The sequence below is a fragment of the Kitasatospora sp. NPDC059160 genome (genome assembly GCF_042755465.1).
Classification (GTDB): domain Bacteria; phylum Actinomycetota; class Actinomycetes; order Streptomycetales; family Streptomycetaceae; genus Kitasatospora.
Window position 1 is genome coordinate 1 of sequence record NZ_JBHZCN010000028.1, and the last position, 16,212, is coordinate 16,212.

Below are 16,212 nucleotides of genomic sequence, written 5' to 3' on the forward strand. Positions count from 1 at the left end.
CTCGTACTGGACGTACTTGGGCGATTCGGGCGTGCGTCCAGGCGGGATGCCCGGCGTCGCGCGCCTGGCAAGATCCGCCGGACAGGCCCTAGTCCCCTCCCGGGCGACGGGACTTCGACCGCGGGCCTGCGGCAGTTCGGCCGCGGGTCCCGCCGCGGTGCGGTCGCAGTTCGGTCGCGAGCCGGGTTCCGGCCCCGGGGTGAGGCGTCCCGGGCGCCTCTGTCCGGCTTTTGTCGGATTTCGCCGGTCGGCCGTTCGGGCGGCTGTTTCGTTCAAGGGTGGGGGATTCGCCCGGAATTCCGGTTTTCCGCCCGACCGGCTTTCGCGGCGGTCATGACACGCATTGTCACGGGTTATGCGCGGTGGGTGCTGGATTACCCGGAGGTGATAAACGGCCACGGAAAGTACTCACGGGCGCGATGGCCTGCGGAAATTCGCAGGGTGGCGCCCCCAGCAGGATTCGAACCTGCGACCTACCGCTTAGAAGGCGGGTGCTCTATCCGCTGAGCTATGGGGGCGGGACGGACGGCGCCCTGGCGGGCGTGACCGTGGCCGGGATCGGGCGACGAGCGCTGGGCGCGCACGTTGTCCGGCCCCGTACCTGAGGGTGGGGGTGGGGGTTGGTGGGCCCTCGCCCTTGTCGGGGACAGGATAAGGGTGTCCAGTTCCTCGGCCGGGTGTGACGACACCGTCGTTGGTGTGTCGGTTCGGTGGAGCGGTCCGATAATCGCAGGTGGAGACCGTGTGTGCAGCGGTCTGGGACAGTTCCGGGCCGGACGTTGTGCAGTCGTTACGGGGCTGCCTCCCCACCCGTTATGGATTCGACACGGAGAATGTCCCGCCGCCGGTGCGGGTGGGGGGTCCTATTCGGCTCGCTCCGGCGTGATGACGTGCGCGGACGGCCCGGCCCGGGTGTTCCGCCGTGCTGCGGGGGTGGCCGCGATCTGGCCGTTTGTTGTCATGACCGCGAAGAGATGGTAGCCGAGCGGTGCGCGAAGGCCGAAATTCACCCCTGTGAGTGACGGCCGTTTTTCACCCTGCCGATCGGCCTACTAGTTGTCCACAGGATTTCGGAACCGGGTGGTCGTGATTTCTTCCGGGACGCACTCTGAACTCGCACCGCTCGATTCCGTACGGTGCGTCGGCGAGAACGGGGAGTGCGCTGTGAACGAGGTTCAGGTGACGGTGCTCGGCAATGTCGCGACCGAGGTGCGCTACGGGGAAACCGCCGGCGGGGTGCCGATGGCGGACTTCCTCCTCGGCTGCACCGAGCGGCGGTACGACCGCGAGCGCGCCTGCTGGGCGGACGGCGGGACGCAGTGGCTGAGGGTGACGGCCTGGCGGGCGCTCGCGGTGAACCTGATCGGCTCGCTGGCCAAGGGCGAGCCGGTGCTGGTGACGGGTCGGCTGCGGGTGCGGGAGTGGACGGAAGGGGAGGTGAAGCACAGTCGGGTCGAGATCGACGCCCGGTCGATCGGACACGACCTCACCCGGGGTACCACGGCGTTCCGTTGGGCGGCGTGTGTGCGCGGGCAGCCGCCGGGCGCGGCGGAACCGCCCGGCGCGAAGCCCGCGGGCGAGCCGGTGCCGGGGTGGATCGTCGACGCACTGGAGTCGCGCCGGGCTTCGGCGCTGGCCTCAGTGCCCGCTCGGCCGGAGCCGCCGCCGGGTGCGCGGGCGGTGACGGGGCAGCAGGGCGAGGTGTCCGAGGGGGAGCGGGGAGGTGAAGACCGGGCGCTGCTGGGCTGACCGGTCGGTGACCTTCCCTGTCGACAAATATGTTGATCGAGAACGTCGTTGCGCCCGCACGCGCAATCTCGTCCGGATAACGGAAAGTCGCGCAAAGATTCTGTCGGTACGTCAGCTTGTGTGGAACCTGAGAGGGTTGATAACGATCCAGATACGGAATCGTCCTGATTTCGCATGGGGGTTTCGGGGCCTCCGGGGCTCAATAGGATTCACTTGGTTCACACCCGCAGCAGTGCCACAGGGGGCACGCGCGGCACGGCAAGTCGGCGGGCTGCCCACTCGGTGCAAGCCCGCTCCGGAGGGATCCCAGATGTTCAAGCGGCAGGGGCGGAGTCTGTCCCGCATAACCACTGTCATGCTCACGACCAGCATCGGGCTGGGCGGAGGACTGTTCGCGGCCGGTGCGGCGGTCGCGGCTGACGCCCCCGCGTCGGGCGTGACCGCGATCGTCCAGCCGGACATGTTCGGCGAGCGGGTCGACGTCCAGGGCAAGGACAGCGTCGACGCGGGCCTGTTCACCCTCAAGACGGCCTCCGGCGAGCTGCTGCAGACCTACTGCATCGACTTCGACAACCCGGTGTACCTGGACAGCAAGGCCAAGTACCACGAGGCCGACTGGTCCGCGAGCTCCCTCAACGGCAACGCGAACGCCCCCAAGATCCGCTGGATCCTGGAGAACTCGTACCCGCAGGTGCCGATCGACGCCCTGCGCAAGGCGATCGGCGACACCGAGCTCTCGGAGAAGGACGCCGCCGCGGGCACCCAGTCCGCGATCTGGAAGTTCTCGGACAACAAGACCGCGACCCCGCGCAACGAGCACGCCAAGAAGCTGCGCGACTACCTGACGGGTGACGCCAACAAGGGCGTCGCGGCCGAGCCGAAGCCCTCGCTGACCCTCACCCCGGACTCCGTCTCCGGCAAGTCCGGCGCCAAGCTCGGCCCGTTCGTGCTGAACACCAGCGCCAACGAGGTCAAGCTCGCCGTCTCCGGCGACGCCGCCGACAAGATCAAGGTGCTGGACAAGGACGGCAAGCCGGTCAACGGCACGCTGGCCGGCCCGGTCGCCAAGGACACCCAGCTGTTCCTGGACGTCCCCGGCGGCACCCCGGACGGCAAGGCCGTGCTCAAGGCCACCGCCGACACCACCGTCCTCAGCGGCCGGGTCTTCATGAGCGGCCTGGACGACCAGGGCAACCACAGCCAGACCATGATCCTGGCCGGCTCCAAGAAGCTCAGCGTCGCGGCCGCGGGCCAGGCCACCTGGAAGCAGGGCCAGGGCGCGATCGTCGACAGCTCCGCCAAGGAGGAGTGCGCCAACGGCGGCGTGCGCGTCTCCGTCACCAACACCGGCGACCAGCCGGCCGAGGTGACCGTGCAGCCGGGCCAGAAGGTCACCGTGCAGCCCGGCAAGACCGAGACCGTGCTGGTCAAGGTCGCCGAGAAGACCAAGTACGACATCACCGTCACCGGCCCGAACGGCTACTCCAAGAAGTTCACCGGGGTCCTCGACTGCAAGACCGGCGTGACCCCGACCGGTGCCCCGACCACCCCGACCGGCGGCGGCACCACCACCGCCACCCCCTCGGGCACCCCCTCGGGCACCCCCTCGGGCACCCCGAGCTCCGGTGCCGCCCACCCGGCCCCGTCGACCACCAGCGCCGCCCCGGGCACCGGTGGCCTGGCCCAGACCGGTGCCAATGACTCCACCCCGATCCTCGCCGCCGTCGCCGGTGGCCTGGTCGTGGCCGGTGGCGCCGCGGTCTTCGTCCTGCGCCGCCGTGGCCGTCACGGTCGCACCACCGCCTGAACCGCCTGAACCGTCTGAAACGGTCCGAACCGCCTGAGCGGTGCTCCGGGAGGCGCTGACCTCCCGGGGCCCCGAACGAGCGGAGCCCGGCCCGGCTCCCCGCACCAGCTGCGGGGAGCCGGGCCGTCGCGTTTCCCGGCCCGCGCCCGGCCCGCGCCCGGCCCGCGCCCGGCCCGCGCCCGGCCCGGGCCCGGTGCGCGCGCCCCGGGCGCGGACACCCCCGGGGCGAACATCCCGGCGCGGATACCCCGGTGGGGTCACCCCGGCGGTTCGGGGCTCCCGGCCGGGTGCGGCACAATGGAACGCTGCAAGACGAATACTCCCGACGACGCCGGAGCGATCTCACGTGGCGGAATACATCTACACGATGCGCAAGGTGCGCAAGGCGCACGGAGACAAGGTCATCCTTGACGACGTGACGCTCAGCTTCCTCCCCGGGGCGAAGATCGGCGTCGTGGGCCCCAACGGTGCCGGTAAGTCCACCGTGCTGAAGATGATGGCCGGCCTGGAGCACCCCTCCAACGGCGACGCCTTCCTCTCGCCCGGCTTCACCGTCGGCATGCTCCTCCAGGAGCCCCCGCTCGACGAGACCAAGACGGTCCTGGAGAACGTCCAGGACGGCGTCAAGGAGATCAAGGGCAAGCTCGACCGCTTCAACGAGATCGCCGAGCTGATGGCGACCGACTACTCGGACGCCCTGCTCGAGGAGATGGGCAAGCTCCAGGAGGAGCTGGACCACGCCGAGGCCTGGGACCTGGACGCCCAGCTGGAGCAGGCCATGGACGCCCTGGGCTGCCCGCCCGGCGACTGGGCCGTCACCAAGCTCTCCGGTGGCGAGAAGCGCCGCGTGGCGCTCTGCAAGCTGCTGCTGGAGGCCCCCGACCTGCTGCTGCTCGACGAGCCCACCAACCACCTCGACGCCGAGTCGGTGAACTGGCTGGAGCAGCACCTGGCCAAGTACAAGGGCACCGTCGTGGCCGTCACCCACGACCGGTACTTCCTCGACCACGTGGCCGAGTGGATCCTGGAGCTCGACCGCGGCCGCGCCTACCCGTACGAGGGCAACTACTCCACCTACCTGGAGACCAAGCAGTCCCGTCTCAAGGTCGAGGGGCAGAAGGACGCCAAGCGCGCCAAGCGCCTCAAGGAAGAGCTGGAGTGGGTCCGCTCCAACGCCAAGGGCCGCCAGGCCAAGTCCAAGGCCCGCCTCGCCCGTTACGAGGAGATGGCGGCCGAGGCCGACAAGATGCGGAAGCTGGACTTCGAGGAGATCCAGATCCCGCCGGGCCCGCGCCTGGGCAGCGTCGTCATCGAGGTCGAGAACCTCAACAAGGCCTTCGGCGAGAAGGTCCTGATCGACGACCTCAGCTTCACCCTGCCGCGCAACGGCATCGTCGGCATCATCGGCCCGAACGGCGCCGGCAAGACGACGCTGTTCAAGATGCTCCAGGACCTGGAGACCCCGGACTCCGGCAAGGTCAAGGTCGGCGAGACCGTCAAGATCAGCTACGTCGACCAGAGCCGTGCCAACATCGACCCGAAGAAGACCCTCTGGGAGGTCGTCTCCGACGGTCTGGACTGGATCAACGTCGGCCAGGTCGAGATGCCGTCCCGCGCCTACGTGTCGGCCTTCGGCTTCAAGGGCCCGGACCAGCAGAAGCCGGCCGGCGTGCTCTCCGGCGGTGAGCGCAACCGCCTGAACCTGGCGCTCACCCTCAAGCAGGGCGGCAACCTGCTGCTCCTCGACGAGCCCACCAACGACCTCGACGTCGAGACGCTCTCCTCGCTGGAGAACGCCCTGCTGGAGTTCCCCGGCTGCGCCGTGGTCATCTCCCACGACCGCTGGTTCCTGGACCGAGTGGCCACCCACATCCTCGCCTACGAGGGCGAGAGCAAGTGGTTCTGGTTCGAGGGCAACTTCGAGTCGTACGAGAAGAACAAGATCGAGCGACTGGGCGCCGACGCCGCCCGTCCGCACCGGGCCACGTACAAGAAGCTGACCCGAGGCTGACACCCAGCTGTCACAACGGCCCGGCAGACTGCCCCCCGGGGGCGGCCTGCCGGGCCGCGGCCCGTCACCGAGGTTCGGCGGCGGGCGACCGGACACCGAGGAGAACACCCGTGGCTCGCCACATCTACGCCTGCCCGCTGCGCTGGTCCGACATGGACGCCTTCGGGCACGTCAACAACGTGGTCTTCCTGCGCTACCTGGAGGAGGCCCGGATCGACTTCATGTTCACCCAGGCCGCCGAGGCCGGCGCCGGGGAGTTCGCGGGCGGCTCGGTGGTGGCCCGCCACGAGATCGACTACAAGCGCCCGCTGGTGCACCGGCCGGAGCCGGTCACCGTGGAGACCCGGGTGACGCACATCGGCAGCGCCTCGCTGACCGTCTCCTACGACATCAAGGACGTCCACGAGGACGGCTCCGAGACGGTGTACGTCCGGGCCTCCACCGTGGTGGTGCCCTACGACCTGGCCGCGGGCCGGCCGCGCCGGATCTCGCCGGTGGAGCGGGAGTTCCTCTCCCGGTTCATGGACGAGGCCCCGGTCGGCGCGGCAGTCTGAAAGTCCCTGGACCCCCGAACCGATTCGAGCTGAGCCGCGTTGACCGTCACCGCCCGCCTCGCCCTGACCGACACCGGTGAGGCCGCCGACCTCTCCGCCTTCCTGCTGCGCCTGCTGCGCTTCGACAAGGCGGCGGCCGTGCGGCTGCAGGCGGTCGACCCGGCCGCGGCGGACGGCGTGCTGGCGGTCTTCGGACGGCTGCCGCTGGGCGAGTCCGGCGTGCTGGCGATCCGCACCGCCCGGCTGGACCGCCTGGACGAGCCGGTGGACCTGACCGTCTCCGCGGGCCAGCTGCTGGACGGCGTGGACGCCGACTCCGGCGCCGTCGCGCTGCCCGCGCCGGTGACCGGCCCGGCCTGGGCCGGCCTGCTGCCGCCGCGGGTCGGCTGGCGGCCGGTCGGGACCCCGCCGGCGGCCGAGGTGTGCCGTGAACTGATGGCGGCGGTGGGGGAGTTCCGCGAGCGCAGTGAGGCCGTCCCGGCCCACCACCGCACCCGCGCGGTGCTGGACCGGCTGGCGGACGAGGTGTGGTCCCGCCCGGTCTCGGTGCTGCCGGAGCTGCCGCTGCGCGCCGTGCACGCCTCGTACCGGATCGGTTTCCTGAGCCCCGAGGCGCCGCTCTCGGTGCACCGGGCGGGCGGCTGGCTGCGGTTGAGCTCCCCGGTGGGCTCGGTGGTGGTGCGGACCGCGGCCGCGCCGGGCGCGGGGCTGGGCCTCAGCCCGCTGCGCTGATCCTGCTGCGGTAGCGGCAGGCCTACGCTCAGCCCGGGGTGTTGATCATCGAGGCGGCGGCGTAGACCAGGTAGTCCAGCAGCTGCCGCTCGTGCTCGGCGGGCAGTTCCAGGCTCGCCACGGCGGCCCGCATGTGGGTGAGCCAGGCGTCGTGGGCGGCCTTGTCGACCTTGAACGGCGCGTGCCGCATCCGCAGCCGCGGGTGGCCGCGCCGGTCGCTGTAGGTGCGCGGGCCGCCCCAGTACTGCATCAGGAACAGCGCCATCCGCTCCTCGGCCGGTCCGAGGTCCTCCTCGGGGTACATCGGCCGCAGCAACTCGTCCTCGGCGATGCCCTCGTAGAAGCGGCGGGTCAGGCGCCGGAAGGTGTCCTCACCGCCGACCTGCTCGAAGAAGGTCTCCTCGCTGAACGTGCCTCGTCCGATCTCTGTCACCCGACCATGGTCGCAGACGCCGACGGGGCCGTACACCGGGACGAAAGGCGTACGACCCCGTCGGGCCTGAGTGGTCAGGGCAGTGCGCGGACGGCTACGCGTCCTCCCACTTGAACAGCTTCCAGGCGATGCCGGTGAACACGGCCGCGAAGAGCAGCAGTCCGCCCATGGCGGGCAGGGCGTCCATGGCGCCGCCGCCGCGGGTCAGCACCGACTGGGCGGCCGACACCAGGTGCTTGAGCGGCATGACCTGGGAGACGGTCTTCAACCAGTCCGGGGCGCCGTCCAGCGGGAAGAACGAGCCGGACAGGAAGGACATCGGCAGCACGATGAGCTGCGAGATGCCGTTCGCGGCCTCCTCGGTCTTGGCGACCGAGCCGGCCAGCAGGCCGATCGACATGAAGGCGAGCGTCGCGCAGGCCACCAGCGGCAGGATCAGCCACCAGTTGCCGGTGAGCTTGAGCCCGAAGAAGCTCGTCGCGACGACCAGGAAGACGGTGGTCTGCAGGAAGGCGGTCACCAGCGAGACCGCGATCCGGGAGCTGACCACCGCGCCGGCGCTGATCGGGGCCAGTCGCAGGCGCCGCAGCACCTTGGACTTGCGCCAGTTGACCAGGGTCAGCGCGGCGCCGAAGACCGCGCCGGTGGCGACGGCCCAGCCGAGCAGGCCGGGGGTGAGGAACTGGATCGGCTTGAGCGACTGGTCCTCGACCTGCTGGGAGTCCAGCACGTAGGCGGCCGGCTGGTGGGTGGCGGCCTGGTTGGCGCTCTGGACGACCGAGTTGAGGATGCCCTGGACCGCGCCGGCCTTGACCTGGTCGGCGGCGGTGTAGCGCAGCTCCACCTTGCCGTCCGGGCCCTGGCTGATCATCGCGTCGAAGTCGCCCTTGCGGACCTTCTCCAGGGTGCCGGCCTCGTCGTCGGTCCTGGTGATGGTGAGGACCTTGTCCAGGCCGGCCCGTTCGTCGCCCTGGATCGAGTCGAACAGCTTGACCGCGCCGACCTGGGCGACCTTGGCGTGCGGGCTGGCGGAGCCCTTGGTGACGGAGCCGAAGAAGACCAGGAAGACCAGCGGGAACAGCAGGACGAAGAAGGTCGCGGTGCGGTCGCGCTTCATCCCGAGCAGCATCGCGCGGGACAGGCTCCAGAACGCGCTGACCCGCTCCCGCCCGTCGGCGGAGCCGGCCGAGCCGCCGCGCTGGGCGGGGACCTTCGGCTCGGTGGAGGTGCTGGTCATGCGCGGAACTCCCGTCCGGTCAGCTGGAGGAAGACGTCCTCCAGGGTGGCGCCGCGCACTTCGAGGCCGCGCAGCGCGTTCTGCTCGGCGAGGACGCTGAGCACCGGGGCCGGAAGGCGGGTGGAGACGGAGAGCGAGACGGTGTCGTCCTCCAGGGTGGCGACGTCGGCGCCGGCCGCGGCCAGCAGCTCGCGGGCCCGCTCGACCGGCAGCTGGCCGGAGGCCACGCTGATCCGGACGGTGTCGTCGATCTCGCGGATCAGCGCCGCCGGGGCACCGGTGTGCAGGATCTTGCCGTGGTCCATGATCGAGACCCGGTCGCAGAGCACCTCGGCCTCGTCCAGGTAGTGGGTGGTCAGGACGACGGTGCGGCCCTCGGCGTTGATGTCCCGCAGCAGGTCCCAGAGGTTGCGGCGGGCCTGCGGGTCGAGGCCGGTGGTGGGCTCGTCCAGGAAGACGAGCTCCGGGTCGTGGGCCAGGGCGCAGGCGATCGACAGGCGCTGGGCCTGGCCGCCGGACATCTGGTCGGTGAGGGTCTCGGCCTTGTCCGAGAGCCCGACCCGCTCCAGCATCGCGTCGGCCCGCTTGGGGCCGACCCCGTAGAACGACGCGAAGGTGCGGATCGTCTCCCGGGCGGTCAGCTTCCGGAAGAAGGCGGAGGCCTGGAACTGCACACCGATGCGCGGCAGCAGCTTCGGGTTGCGCGGCCAGGGTGCCATCCCCAGCAGCTCGACCCGGCCCTCGTCGGGCTTGCGGACCCCTTCCAGGATCTCCATGGTGGTGGTCTTCCCGGCCCCGTTGGGACCGAGGATCCCGTAGAACTCGCCGGCCTCGACGGTGAGCGACACCCCGTCGACGGCCTGCACATCCCCGTACCGCTGGCGGATGCCGTCAGCGGATATAGCAGCAGTCATGAAGCCAGAGAATAGGGCTCATGGGGCGTCTTGTGCACACCGGGGACGGGAATTTGTGGATTCCCTGAGGGAGGCACCGGAAAAGCCGGGCCGGGCGGAAAAGCGAATTCCGCCCGGCCCGGCCGGAGTTACCCCTGACGAATGCTCAAAGCGCAGGTCAGGCGCGGTGCACCGTGATCGTCGTCCAGGCGCCTACGTGGATCCGGTCGCCGTCGCCCAGGGGGATGGCGGTGTTCGGGGAGATCGGTTCCTCGCCCCCGTTCACGGTGGTTCCGTTGGTCGATCCCTGGTCCACCAGCACCCAGCTGCCGTCCGCCTGTTCGGCGAGCAGCGCGTGCTGGTGCGAGGCGCCCGGGTCCTCCGGCGGCACCGACAGGTCGATCTCCGGGACGGTGCCCCGGTGCTGGCTGCGCCGGCCGATCCGCAGCTGGCCTCGGCCGGTCAGCGGGATGCGGCGCTCGGGGCAGTACGGCGGGAAGAACAGGCCGGCCGCCTCGGGGCCGCTGCGGGCCATCATGTCGGTGAAGTAGTCGCGGTCGGCCGAGACCACCGCGATCCAGTTGCTGCGCACCGGCCCGGCCGGGGCGGGCTCCGGCTGGGCGCCGGGCTGGGCCTGCGGCGGGGCCAGGTGGAAGGACGTGCCGAAGTCGCCGCCGCGGGTGTTCGGGCCGGGGCCGGCGGGCTGGGCGTACACCGGGCCGGAGTCCTCGCGGACCGGGGCCTCCGGGAAGGCGCCCTCCGGCGGCGGGTAGCCGTAGGTGTGGGGGTACTCCGGCTGCGGCTGGTACTCCGGGGCCTGCGGCTGGTGCTGCTGCGGGGCCTGGTGCTGCTGCGGCTGGTGGGGCTGCGGGGCCTGCGGCTGGTACTCCGCGGCCTGCTGCTGGTGGGGCTGGTGCGGCTGGTGCTGCTGCGGGGCCGGGGCTCCGCCGTAGGCCGCCGGGATGTTCAGCGGCGGGGGCTGGGCCGGGCCCGGCGAGGGCGCGCCGCCGGCCGGCGCCTGGCGGCCGGAGGGCGCGGACAGCTCGTAGTCGTAGCCGCACTCCTCGCAGAACCGCCCGGTCTGCGGGCTGCGGCAGATCGGGCAGACGGCCAGGCCCTCGGTGAGTCCGGGGCCGGCCGGCGGCGGGAAGGCACCGGGCGGCGGGTAGCCGCCGGGCGGTGGGAACGCCCCGGGCGGGGGCGGCGGGACGGCCCCCGGCGGGGGTGGCGGCGGCGTGCCGAAGGCCGCACCGCCGTGCTGCGGGTGTTCGGCGGGCGCGCCGGGGTAGCCCCCGTGGGCGCCGGGCGCCGGGGCCGGCGGGGTCATCGGGAAGCCGCAGAAGTCGCACCAGTCCTCGGCCTGCGACTCGTGGCCCCTCGGGCAGATCGGCATCAGGTCCCCCTCGTTTCGGGCCGGTGCGGTGCGGCGTCGCGCCGGGCGGCCGGCCCGATCACGTCTACAGCGGTCACTTCGCGGTCACTTCTTCACACGTACCGTCTTGGTCGACCGGGTCTCAAGGGTCATCGAGTCGGCCTCGCTCACGTCCTTACGGAACCGAACCGTACCCTCCTTCGGGTCCACCACGTCCACCACCTTCTGCAGCAGCTTGAAGGTGCCCTCGTTGCCGGTCGCGTGGGCGATCCGGACGGCGGCGCCGAGCTTGGCGGTGGCGGTGTCGACGTCGCCCGAGCGGTGGGCCTCCAGGCCCTCCTGGATGGAGGAGGCCAGCTCGGCCTGCCCGGTGTAGTGGGCGACCTGGGGGCTGATCCGGGTGGAGGAGGCGAGGTCGTCCGTCCAGACGGCCTTCACCAGGCCCTGGCTGAGCACCTCGGGGGTGCCGCCGCCGACCTGCGGGGGCAGCACCAGGCTGATCCGGGCGGCGAGCATCTCGTTGCCGACCGAGGCGGCCGGGACCTCGACGCAGACGTGGTAGTCGCGGCTCTCGTCGCCCCAGGAGCCGGTGGGGTAGTCGCCCGCCCGGGGGCCGGCCTCGGCGCGGCGGTCGCTGAGGTCCTCGACGGCGGGGGCGACCTGCTTGACGAACTTGACGGTGGCGTTGGCCGGGGTCCAGATCCGCAGCGCGACGTCGGCGACCTGCTTGCCCATCGCGCCGGTCATCATCGAGCGGAAGTCCTCGGCGAGGCCGGAGGGCTCGGCCACGATGTCGGTGGTGCCGAGCAGCGCGGAGGAGATCTTGCGCAGTTCGTCGATCCGCCAGTCGGTGCCGACGCCGCGGCAGTCGGCAGTGAAGTGGCCGGTGACCCGCTCGATCGTGCGGGCGAGGTCCTCGGCGGACTCGTGCTCGTTGTTGCCGTCGGTGAGCAGGATGGCGTGCCGGATGGCGATGTCGCGGCGGGTGAGGAAGAGCTTGTCGGCCTTGGCCAGCCAGGTGCCCATGGCGGTGCCGCCGGCCGCGGTGAGGCGGCGCAGCGACTCCTTGGCCTGCTCCCGGGTGGCCGCCGAGGCGGTGGCCAGGGTGCCGTCGCCGGGGTAGATGTCGCGGGCCTCGTGGGTGCCGGCGACGACGGCGAAGGCGGTGCCGTCGCGCAGGGCGTCGATGGCGGCGGCGGTGGCCTCGCGGGCGCCGTTGATCTTGGTCTTGGGGTAGTCCATCGAGCCCGAGCAGTCGACCAGGACCACCACGGCCGCGTTGGCGTCGCCGCCCTGCGGGCCGGCGTCGGCGAGCCCGAGCGGGCGGCCGCCGGAGGTGCCGCCGCCGGTGGAGGTGACGGTGACGATGGCGTTGACCTCGCGGGCGCCGTCGGCCAGGTACTCGTTCTGGAAGATCTCCACGTCGAACCTGGGCAGGTTCGGCTTCGCCAGTGTTGCCATGGGGCGGTGGCTCCCGTCGGGTGAGGGGTGGATGCGATCAGGTCGGTGGGGCGGGCCGGCGGACGGGGGCCGTCGGTCCGGTCGCGCGGAACCGGTCAGGCCGTCGGCGGGTGCGGCGGCTGCGGCGGGACGGGCGGGGCGACGGGGGGCACGGGCGGCGCCGGCGGGACGGCCGGGGCCGGGGGCAGCGGGGCGGCGGCGGAGCCGATCACCGGGAGGTCCGGCAGGGTCGGCTCGTAGTCCTCGTAGTCGTCGTTCCCGGCGGCGGCCGCCGGCCTGACGATCTTGAGGTCCAGCGCGGTCGGCGTCTCCACGATCTCCGCCAGCGCGGCGGCGGACGGTTCGATCGGCAGCACGGCGACCGTGATGTTGTCGTGCCCGCCGGCCGCGACCGCGAACTTGACCAGGGTCTGGGCCGCCAGCAGCGGTTCGGTGCGGGCGTCCGGGCGGACGTAGTAGGCCAGGTCGGTGGCCGCCTCGGCGTAGTTCCACAGCCCGTCGGTGCAGATCAGCAGCACTCCGGGGACGTGCGGGGTGAATTCGAGGGTGTGCGGCACGACCTCCTCGGCGTCGGCGCCGAGCCAGCCGGTGATCGCGTGGGCGCGCGGGTCGGCGTAGGCCTCGGCCTCGCCCATCAGCCCGGCCTCGACCATCCGGGCGGCCCAGGAGTCGTCCTGGGTGAGCCGGAAGGGTTCGGCGCCGGCCCGGTCGTCCGGGATCCAGTACGCCCGGGTGTCGCCCACCCAGCCGATGGTCACCCGGCCGCCCGCGGCTATGGCGCTGACGTAGGTGCAGGCGGGCGCGTTGACGTCGGGCCTGGTCGGGCCGGCGCCGTCGGTGGCGAGGTCGGCGACGGCCTTGGCGGCGTCCGCGATCGCGGTGCGCATCGCCCCCTCCGGGTCGCGGCCGGCCTCCAGGGAGGTCAGCAGGGACTCGGAGGCGGCGTCGACGGCGGTCTCCGAGGCCTCGTCCGGGCGGTCGGAGGAGGAGACGCCGTCGCACACCACGGCGACCACGACCGGCTCCCCGCCGGGCAGCGAGGTGGCGGCGACGGTGAAGGAGTCCTCGTTGCGGTGGTGGCGCACGCCGCGGTCGCTGACCCCGGCGACGCCCGCGAGCGCCTTCTCCATGTGGTCGCGCGGGCGCGGCTGGGCGCTCCCGCAGCCCTCGCAGTAACCGTCCTCGGTGACCTGTGCCTGCCCGCAGTTGACGCAGACCGGCCCGCGTTGCGGCGGGACGGCCTCACCGCGGGCGGCGGCCCAGCTGGCGGGCATCGCGCCCGGGGCCGCCCGGCCGTCCCGGCCGGCCCCGCAACGCCCGCAGTAGGCGTCGTCAAGGTCCATCGGCTCGGAACAGCTCGGGCACTCGGTCTGCTGCGGCATCGGCTACACCCACGTCCTGGGGCGGGCCCGGTTGGCCCGTTCCACCATCTCGATCCTGGTCTCGGCCCGGTCGGCCAACCGGGCGAGTACCCGGTAGGACTGTTCCAGGGCGAAGCGCAGTTCCCGCTCCACGGCGGGACGTCCGAGGACGACCGGGCCGGTGCCCTGCGGGGCGCCGGCCGAGCCGGCGCCGACCCAGCCGAGGGCCGCGCCGAGCACCTCGACCGAGAGCTCCTCGCGGCGGCGGTCGTCCAGGCGCAGCGCGGTCAGCTGGTCGGAGCCGGCCGCGAGGTCGACGGCGAGCGGGTCGGTGGCGGCCCGTTCGCGCAGCCGGGCGCGGACGGCGGCGATCCGGGCGGCGGTGTACTGGCTGGAGGTGGCCGGGACGGACTCCAGCGCCCGCACCGCGCCGGGCCGGTCGTCCTCGGCGAGGCGGACCCGGGCCAGGCCGAAGGCGGCGCTGAGGTAGGACTGGTCGGTGGTCCAGACGAGCCGGTAGAACTCGGCCGCGTCGCCGCCGTCGCCGAGCAGTTCGGCGCAGATGCCGAGGGCGAGCTTGGGGGCGGCCTCGCCCGGGAAGGCGTCGTAGACCGCGTCGAAGGCCTCGGCGGCCGCCCGCAGGCGGGGCTCGGCGGCGGTGCCGGCGGGGTCCTCGGCGAGGTCCGAGGCGGCGCCGACCAGGGCGACCAGGCCGCGGTACCAGACCACCCGCCAGTCGTCCGGGTGGTCCTGCTCCAGCTTCGCGAGCTCCTGCACGGCCGTGCCGTGGCGGCCGAGTTCGAGCAGGGCGCGCAGTTCGCGCAGCCGGCTCTCGACCGAGACGGCGGGGGCGCCGGCGAGGGCGGCGAGCGCCTCCTCGGGGTCGGTGGCGAGCAGGGTGGCGAGGAAGCCGGCGTTGGGGTCGCCCGGGTCGACCCGGGGGACGGGCAGCGCGAGGGCGGCTGCGGCCGGGTCGAGCCCGGCCACCCGGAGCTGTCCGGGCTGGGTGGTGGGCAGTACCAACTCGGTGTCCACGACGCGCAGTTCGGGCCCGAAGAGGGTGGACGGCGCGGGCCGGGGCCGGTCGTCCTGGAGGGCCAGGATCTCCCGCAGTACGCCGGTGAGCTGGTCGGCCATCTCCTCGGCGGAGGAGAACCGGCGGGCCGGGTCCGGGTCGGTGGCGCGGACCAGGAAGCGGTAGTAGGACTCGTACCTGGCGAAGACCTCGACGTCCTCGGGGCCGGGCAGCGAGTCGCGGTAGGTGGTGCTGTAGCCCTGGAAGTCGAAGGTGAGCACCGCGAGGGTGCGGGCCACGGTGTAGAGGTCGGAGGCGGGGGAGGGGCCGTCGGTGGCGATCTCCGGGGCCTGGTAGCCGATGGTGCCGTAGATCGCGCCGTCGTCGTCGAAGCGGCGGACCGCGCCCATGTCGATGATCTTGAGCGTGTCGCCGCTCTGGATCACGTTGTCGATCTTGAAGTCGCAGTAGACCAGGCCCCGGCCGTGCAGGTAGCCCAGGGCCGGCAGCGCCTCCAGCGCGTACGCGATCGCCTGCTCGACCGGCAGCGGCTCGCGCCGGCCGTCCGGGGTGCGGCGGTCGTTGGCGATGTCCTTGAGCGACTTGCCGCCGACGAACTCCATCACGATGTAGCCGTCGGTGGAGCCGGTGCGCAGGTCCGGGTGCTCGGCGAAGTTGATGATCCGGACGATGTTCGGGTGGTCCACCTCGGCCAGGAAGCGCCGCTCGGCGACGGCCGCGGCCAGCGCGTCCTCGTCCCCGGTGTCCAGCAGGCCCTTGAGCACCACCCACTTGTCGTTGACCCGCCGGTCCACCGCCAGGTAGATCCAGCCGAGCCCGCCGTGCGCCAGGCAGCCGAGCACCTCGTACTGGCCGCCGACCAGGTCGCCGCGGCGCAGCTTGGGGGTGAAGGAGTACGGCGTGCCGCACTTGGTGCAGAAGCCGTCCGGGCGGCCCGGCCGGCCGTTCTTCTCCCGGCCCACCGGGGTCTCGCACTTGGAGCAGTACCGCTTGCGCTCCGGCACCTCGGGGTTCTCCAGCACCGCCTGCGCCGGGTCGGCCGTCTCCACGGTCGGCACGGTGACCAGGCCGGCGCCCAGCCGGTTGCGGGTGCCGGCGCTGACGCTGCCGCGGGTGGAGCGCACCGAGACCGAGCGGCTGCTGCCGGTGCGGGTCGAGCGGTGCGAGCGGGAGCGGCCGGACATCGACCGGCCGGAGCCGGTGCGGGCCGACAGCGAGCGCATCGAGCCGCCGGGGGCGGAGTCCGGGGTGACCCGGGCGGACGGCACGTAGGGCTGGGTGACGCCGGTGTCGCCGCCGGGCGGGGTCAGCCCGCACTCGTCGCAGTAGCCGTCCGCGTCGATGGTGCCCGAGCAGTCCCGCGGGCACGGCGAGCCCGGCCCGGCGGCGGACCCGGTGGTCGGCCCGGTGGTCGGCCCGGTGGCGGTCGGCGGGGCGGCGCCGGCGGCGGCCGGGGGGACCGTGGTGGTCCCCACCGGGGTCAGCCCGCACTCGTCGCAGTAGCCGTCCGCATCGATGGTGCCGTTGCCGGAGCACTCCGGCCGCACGCACGTCTCGCCCATCAAC

Annotated in this window: 12 protein-coding genes and 1 tRNA gene; 5 read left to right on the forward strand and 8 right to left on the reverse strand. The window is 72.6% G+C overall.

Translation table 11 applies throughout. From position 1 onward, the window contains the following. Positions 1 to 442: 442 nt before the first annotated feature. A tRNA-Arg gene (locus ACFXOZ_RS14325) sits at positions 443 to 518 on the reverse strand. Positions 519 to 1,164: 646 nt separating this feature from the next. Here ACFXOZ_RS14325 and ACFXOZ_RS14330 point away from each other — a divergent pair. The 5 genes from ACFXOZ_RS14330 (at position 1,165) to ACFXOZ_RS14350 (ending at position 6,853) form a co-directional block, all read left to right on the forward strand. Continuing rightward, the gene (locus tag ACFXOZ_RS14330; RefSeq protein ID WP_380590334.1) at positions 1,165 to 1,749 is read left to right on the forward strand and encodes a single-stranded DNA-binding protein; all 585 of its coding nucleotides are present in this window, start codon (positions 1,165 to 1,167) and stop codon (positions 1,747 to 1,749) included. 355 nt (positions 1,750 to 2,104) lie between these two features. Further along, positions 2,105 to 3,556: a Cys-Gln thioester bond-forming surface protein gene (locus tag ACFXOZ_RS14335; RefSeq protein ID WP_380590337.1), complete on the forward strand. Its 1,452-nt coding sequence runs from the start codon at positions 2,105 to 2,107 to the stop codon at positions 3,554 to 3,556. Positions 3,557 to 3,902: 346 nt separating this feature from the next. Beyond that, a complete protein-coding gene (ettA, locus tag ACFXOZ_RS14340; RefSeq protein ID WP_375896271.1) occupies positions 3,903 to 5,567 on the forward strand; it encodes an energy-dependent translational throttle protein EttA in 1,665 nt (554 codons plus the stop codon). Between the two features lie 110 nt (positions 5,568 to 5,677). Next, the gene (locus ACFXOZ_RS14345; RefSeq protein WP_360242622.1) at positions 5,678 to 6,121 is read left to right on the forward strand and encodes a thioesterase family protein; all 444 of its coding nucleotides are present in this window, start codon (positions 5,678 to 5,680) and stop codon (positions 6,119 to 6,121) included. A gap of 39 nt (positions 6,122 to 6,160) precedes the next feature. Continuing rightward, positions 6,161 to 6,853, forward strand: coding sequence for a hypothetical protein (locus ACFXOZ_RS14350; protein ID WP_375896267.1), 693 nt, complete (start codon positions 6,161 to 6,163; stop codon positions 6,851 to 6,853). A gap of 28 nt (positions 6,854 to 6,881) precedes the next feature. Here ACFXOZ_RS14350 and ACFXOZ_RS14355 read toward each other — a convergent pair whose 3' ends face one another. The 7 genes from ACFXOZ_RS14355 to ACFXOZ_RS14385 form a co-directional block, all read right to left on the reverse strand. Next, on the reverse strand, positions 6,882 to 7,286 hold the full coding sequence (locus ACFXOZ_RS14355) for a globin (protein ID WP_375896264.1): 405 nt from the start codon (positions 7,284 to 7,286) through the stop codon (positions 6,882 to 6,884). A gap of 94 nt (positions 7,287 to 7,380) precedes the next feature. Then, positions 7,381 to 8,523, reverse strand: coding sequence for an ABC transporter permease (locus ACFXOZ_RS14360; RefSeq protein WP_380530027.1), 1,143 nt, complete (start codon positions 8,521 to 8,523; stop codon positions 7,381 to 7,383). Continuing rightward, positions 8,520 to 9,437 carry an ABC transporter ATP-binding protein gene (locus ACFXOZ_RS14365; RefSeq protein ID WP_375896259.1) on the reverse strand — a complete coding sequence of 306 codons (918 nt, stop codon included), beginning with the start codon at positions 9,435 to 9,437 and terminating at the stop codon, positions 8,520 to 8,522. Before ACFXOZ_RS14365 ends, ACFXOZ_RS14360 begins: the two co-directional genes overlap by 4 nt. Before the next feature lie 157 nt (positions 9,438 to 9,594). Beyond that, a complete protein-coding gene (locus tag ACFXOZ_RS14370) occupies positions 9,595 to 10,809 on the reverse strand; it encodes an FHA domain-containing protein (RefSeq protein ID WP_380590340.1) in 1,215 nt (404 codons plus the stop codon). Between the two features lie 84 nt (positions 10,810 to 10,893). After that, positions 10,894 to 12,249, reverse strand: coding sequence for a VWA domain-containing protein (locus ACFXOZ_RS14375; protein WP_380523289.1), 1,356 nt, complete (start codon positions 12,247 to 12,249; stop codon positions 10,894 to 10,896). A gap of 95 nt (positions 12,250 to 12,344) precedes the next feature. After that, entirely contained in the window at positions 12,345 to 13,631 is a 1,287-nt protein-coding gene (locus ACFXOZ_RS14380; RefSeq protein ID WP_380590343.1) for a protein phosphatase 2C domain-containing protein, read from the reverse strand. 3 nt (positions 13,632 to 13,634) lie between these two features. After that, positions 13,635 to 16,208 (reverse strand): tetratricopeptide repeat protein, encoded by a 2,574-nt coding sequence (locus tag ACFXOZ_RS14385; RefSeq protein ID WP_380590346.1) that lies wholly within the window; start codon positions 16,206 to 16,208, stop codon positions 13,635 to 13,637. Between the last annotated feature and the right edge of the window lie 4 nt (positions 16,209 to 16,212).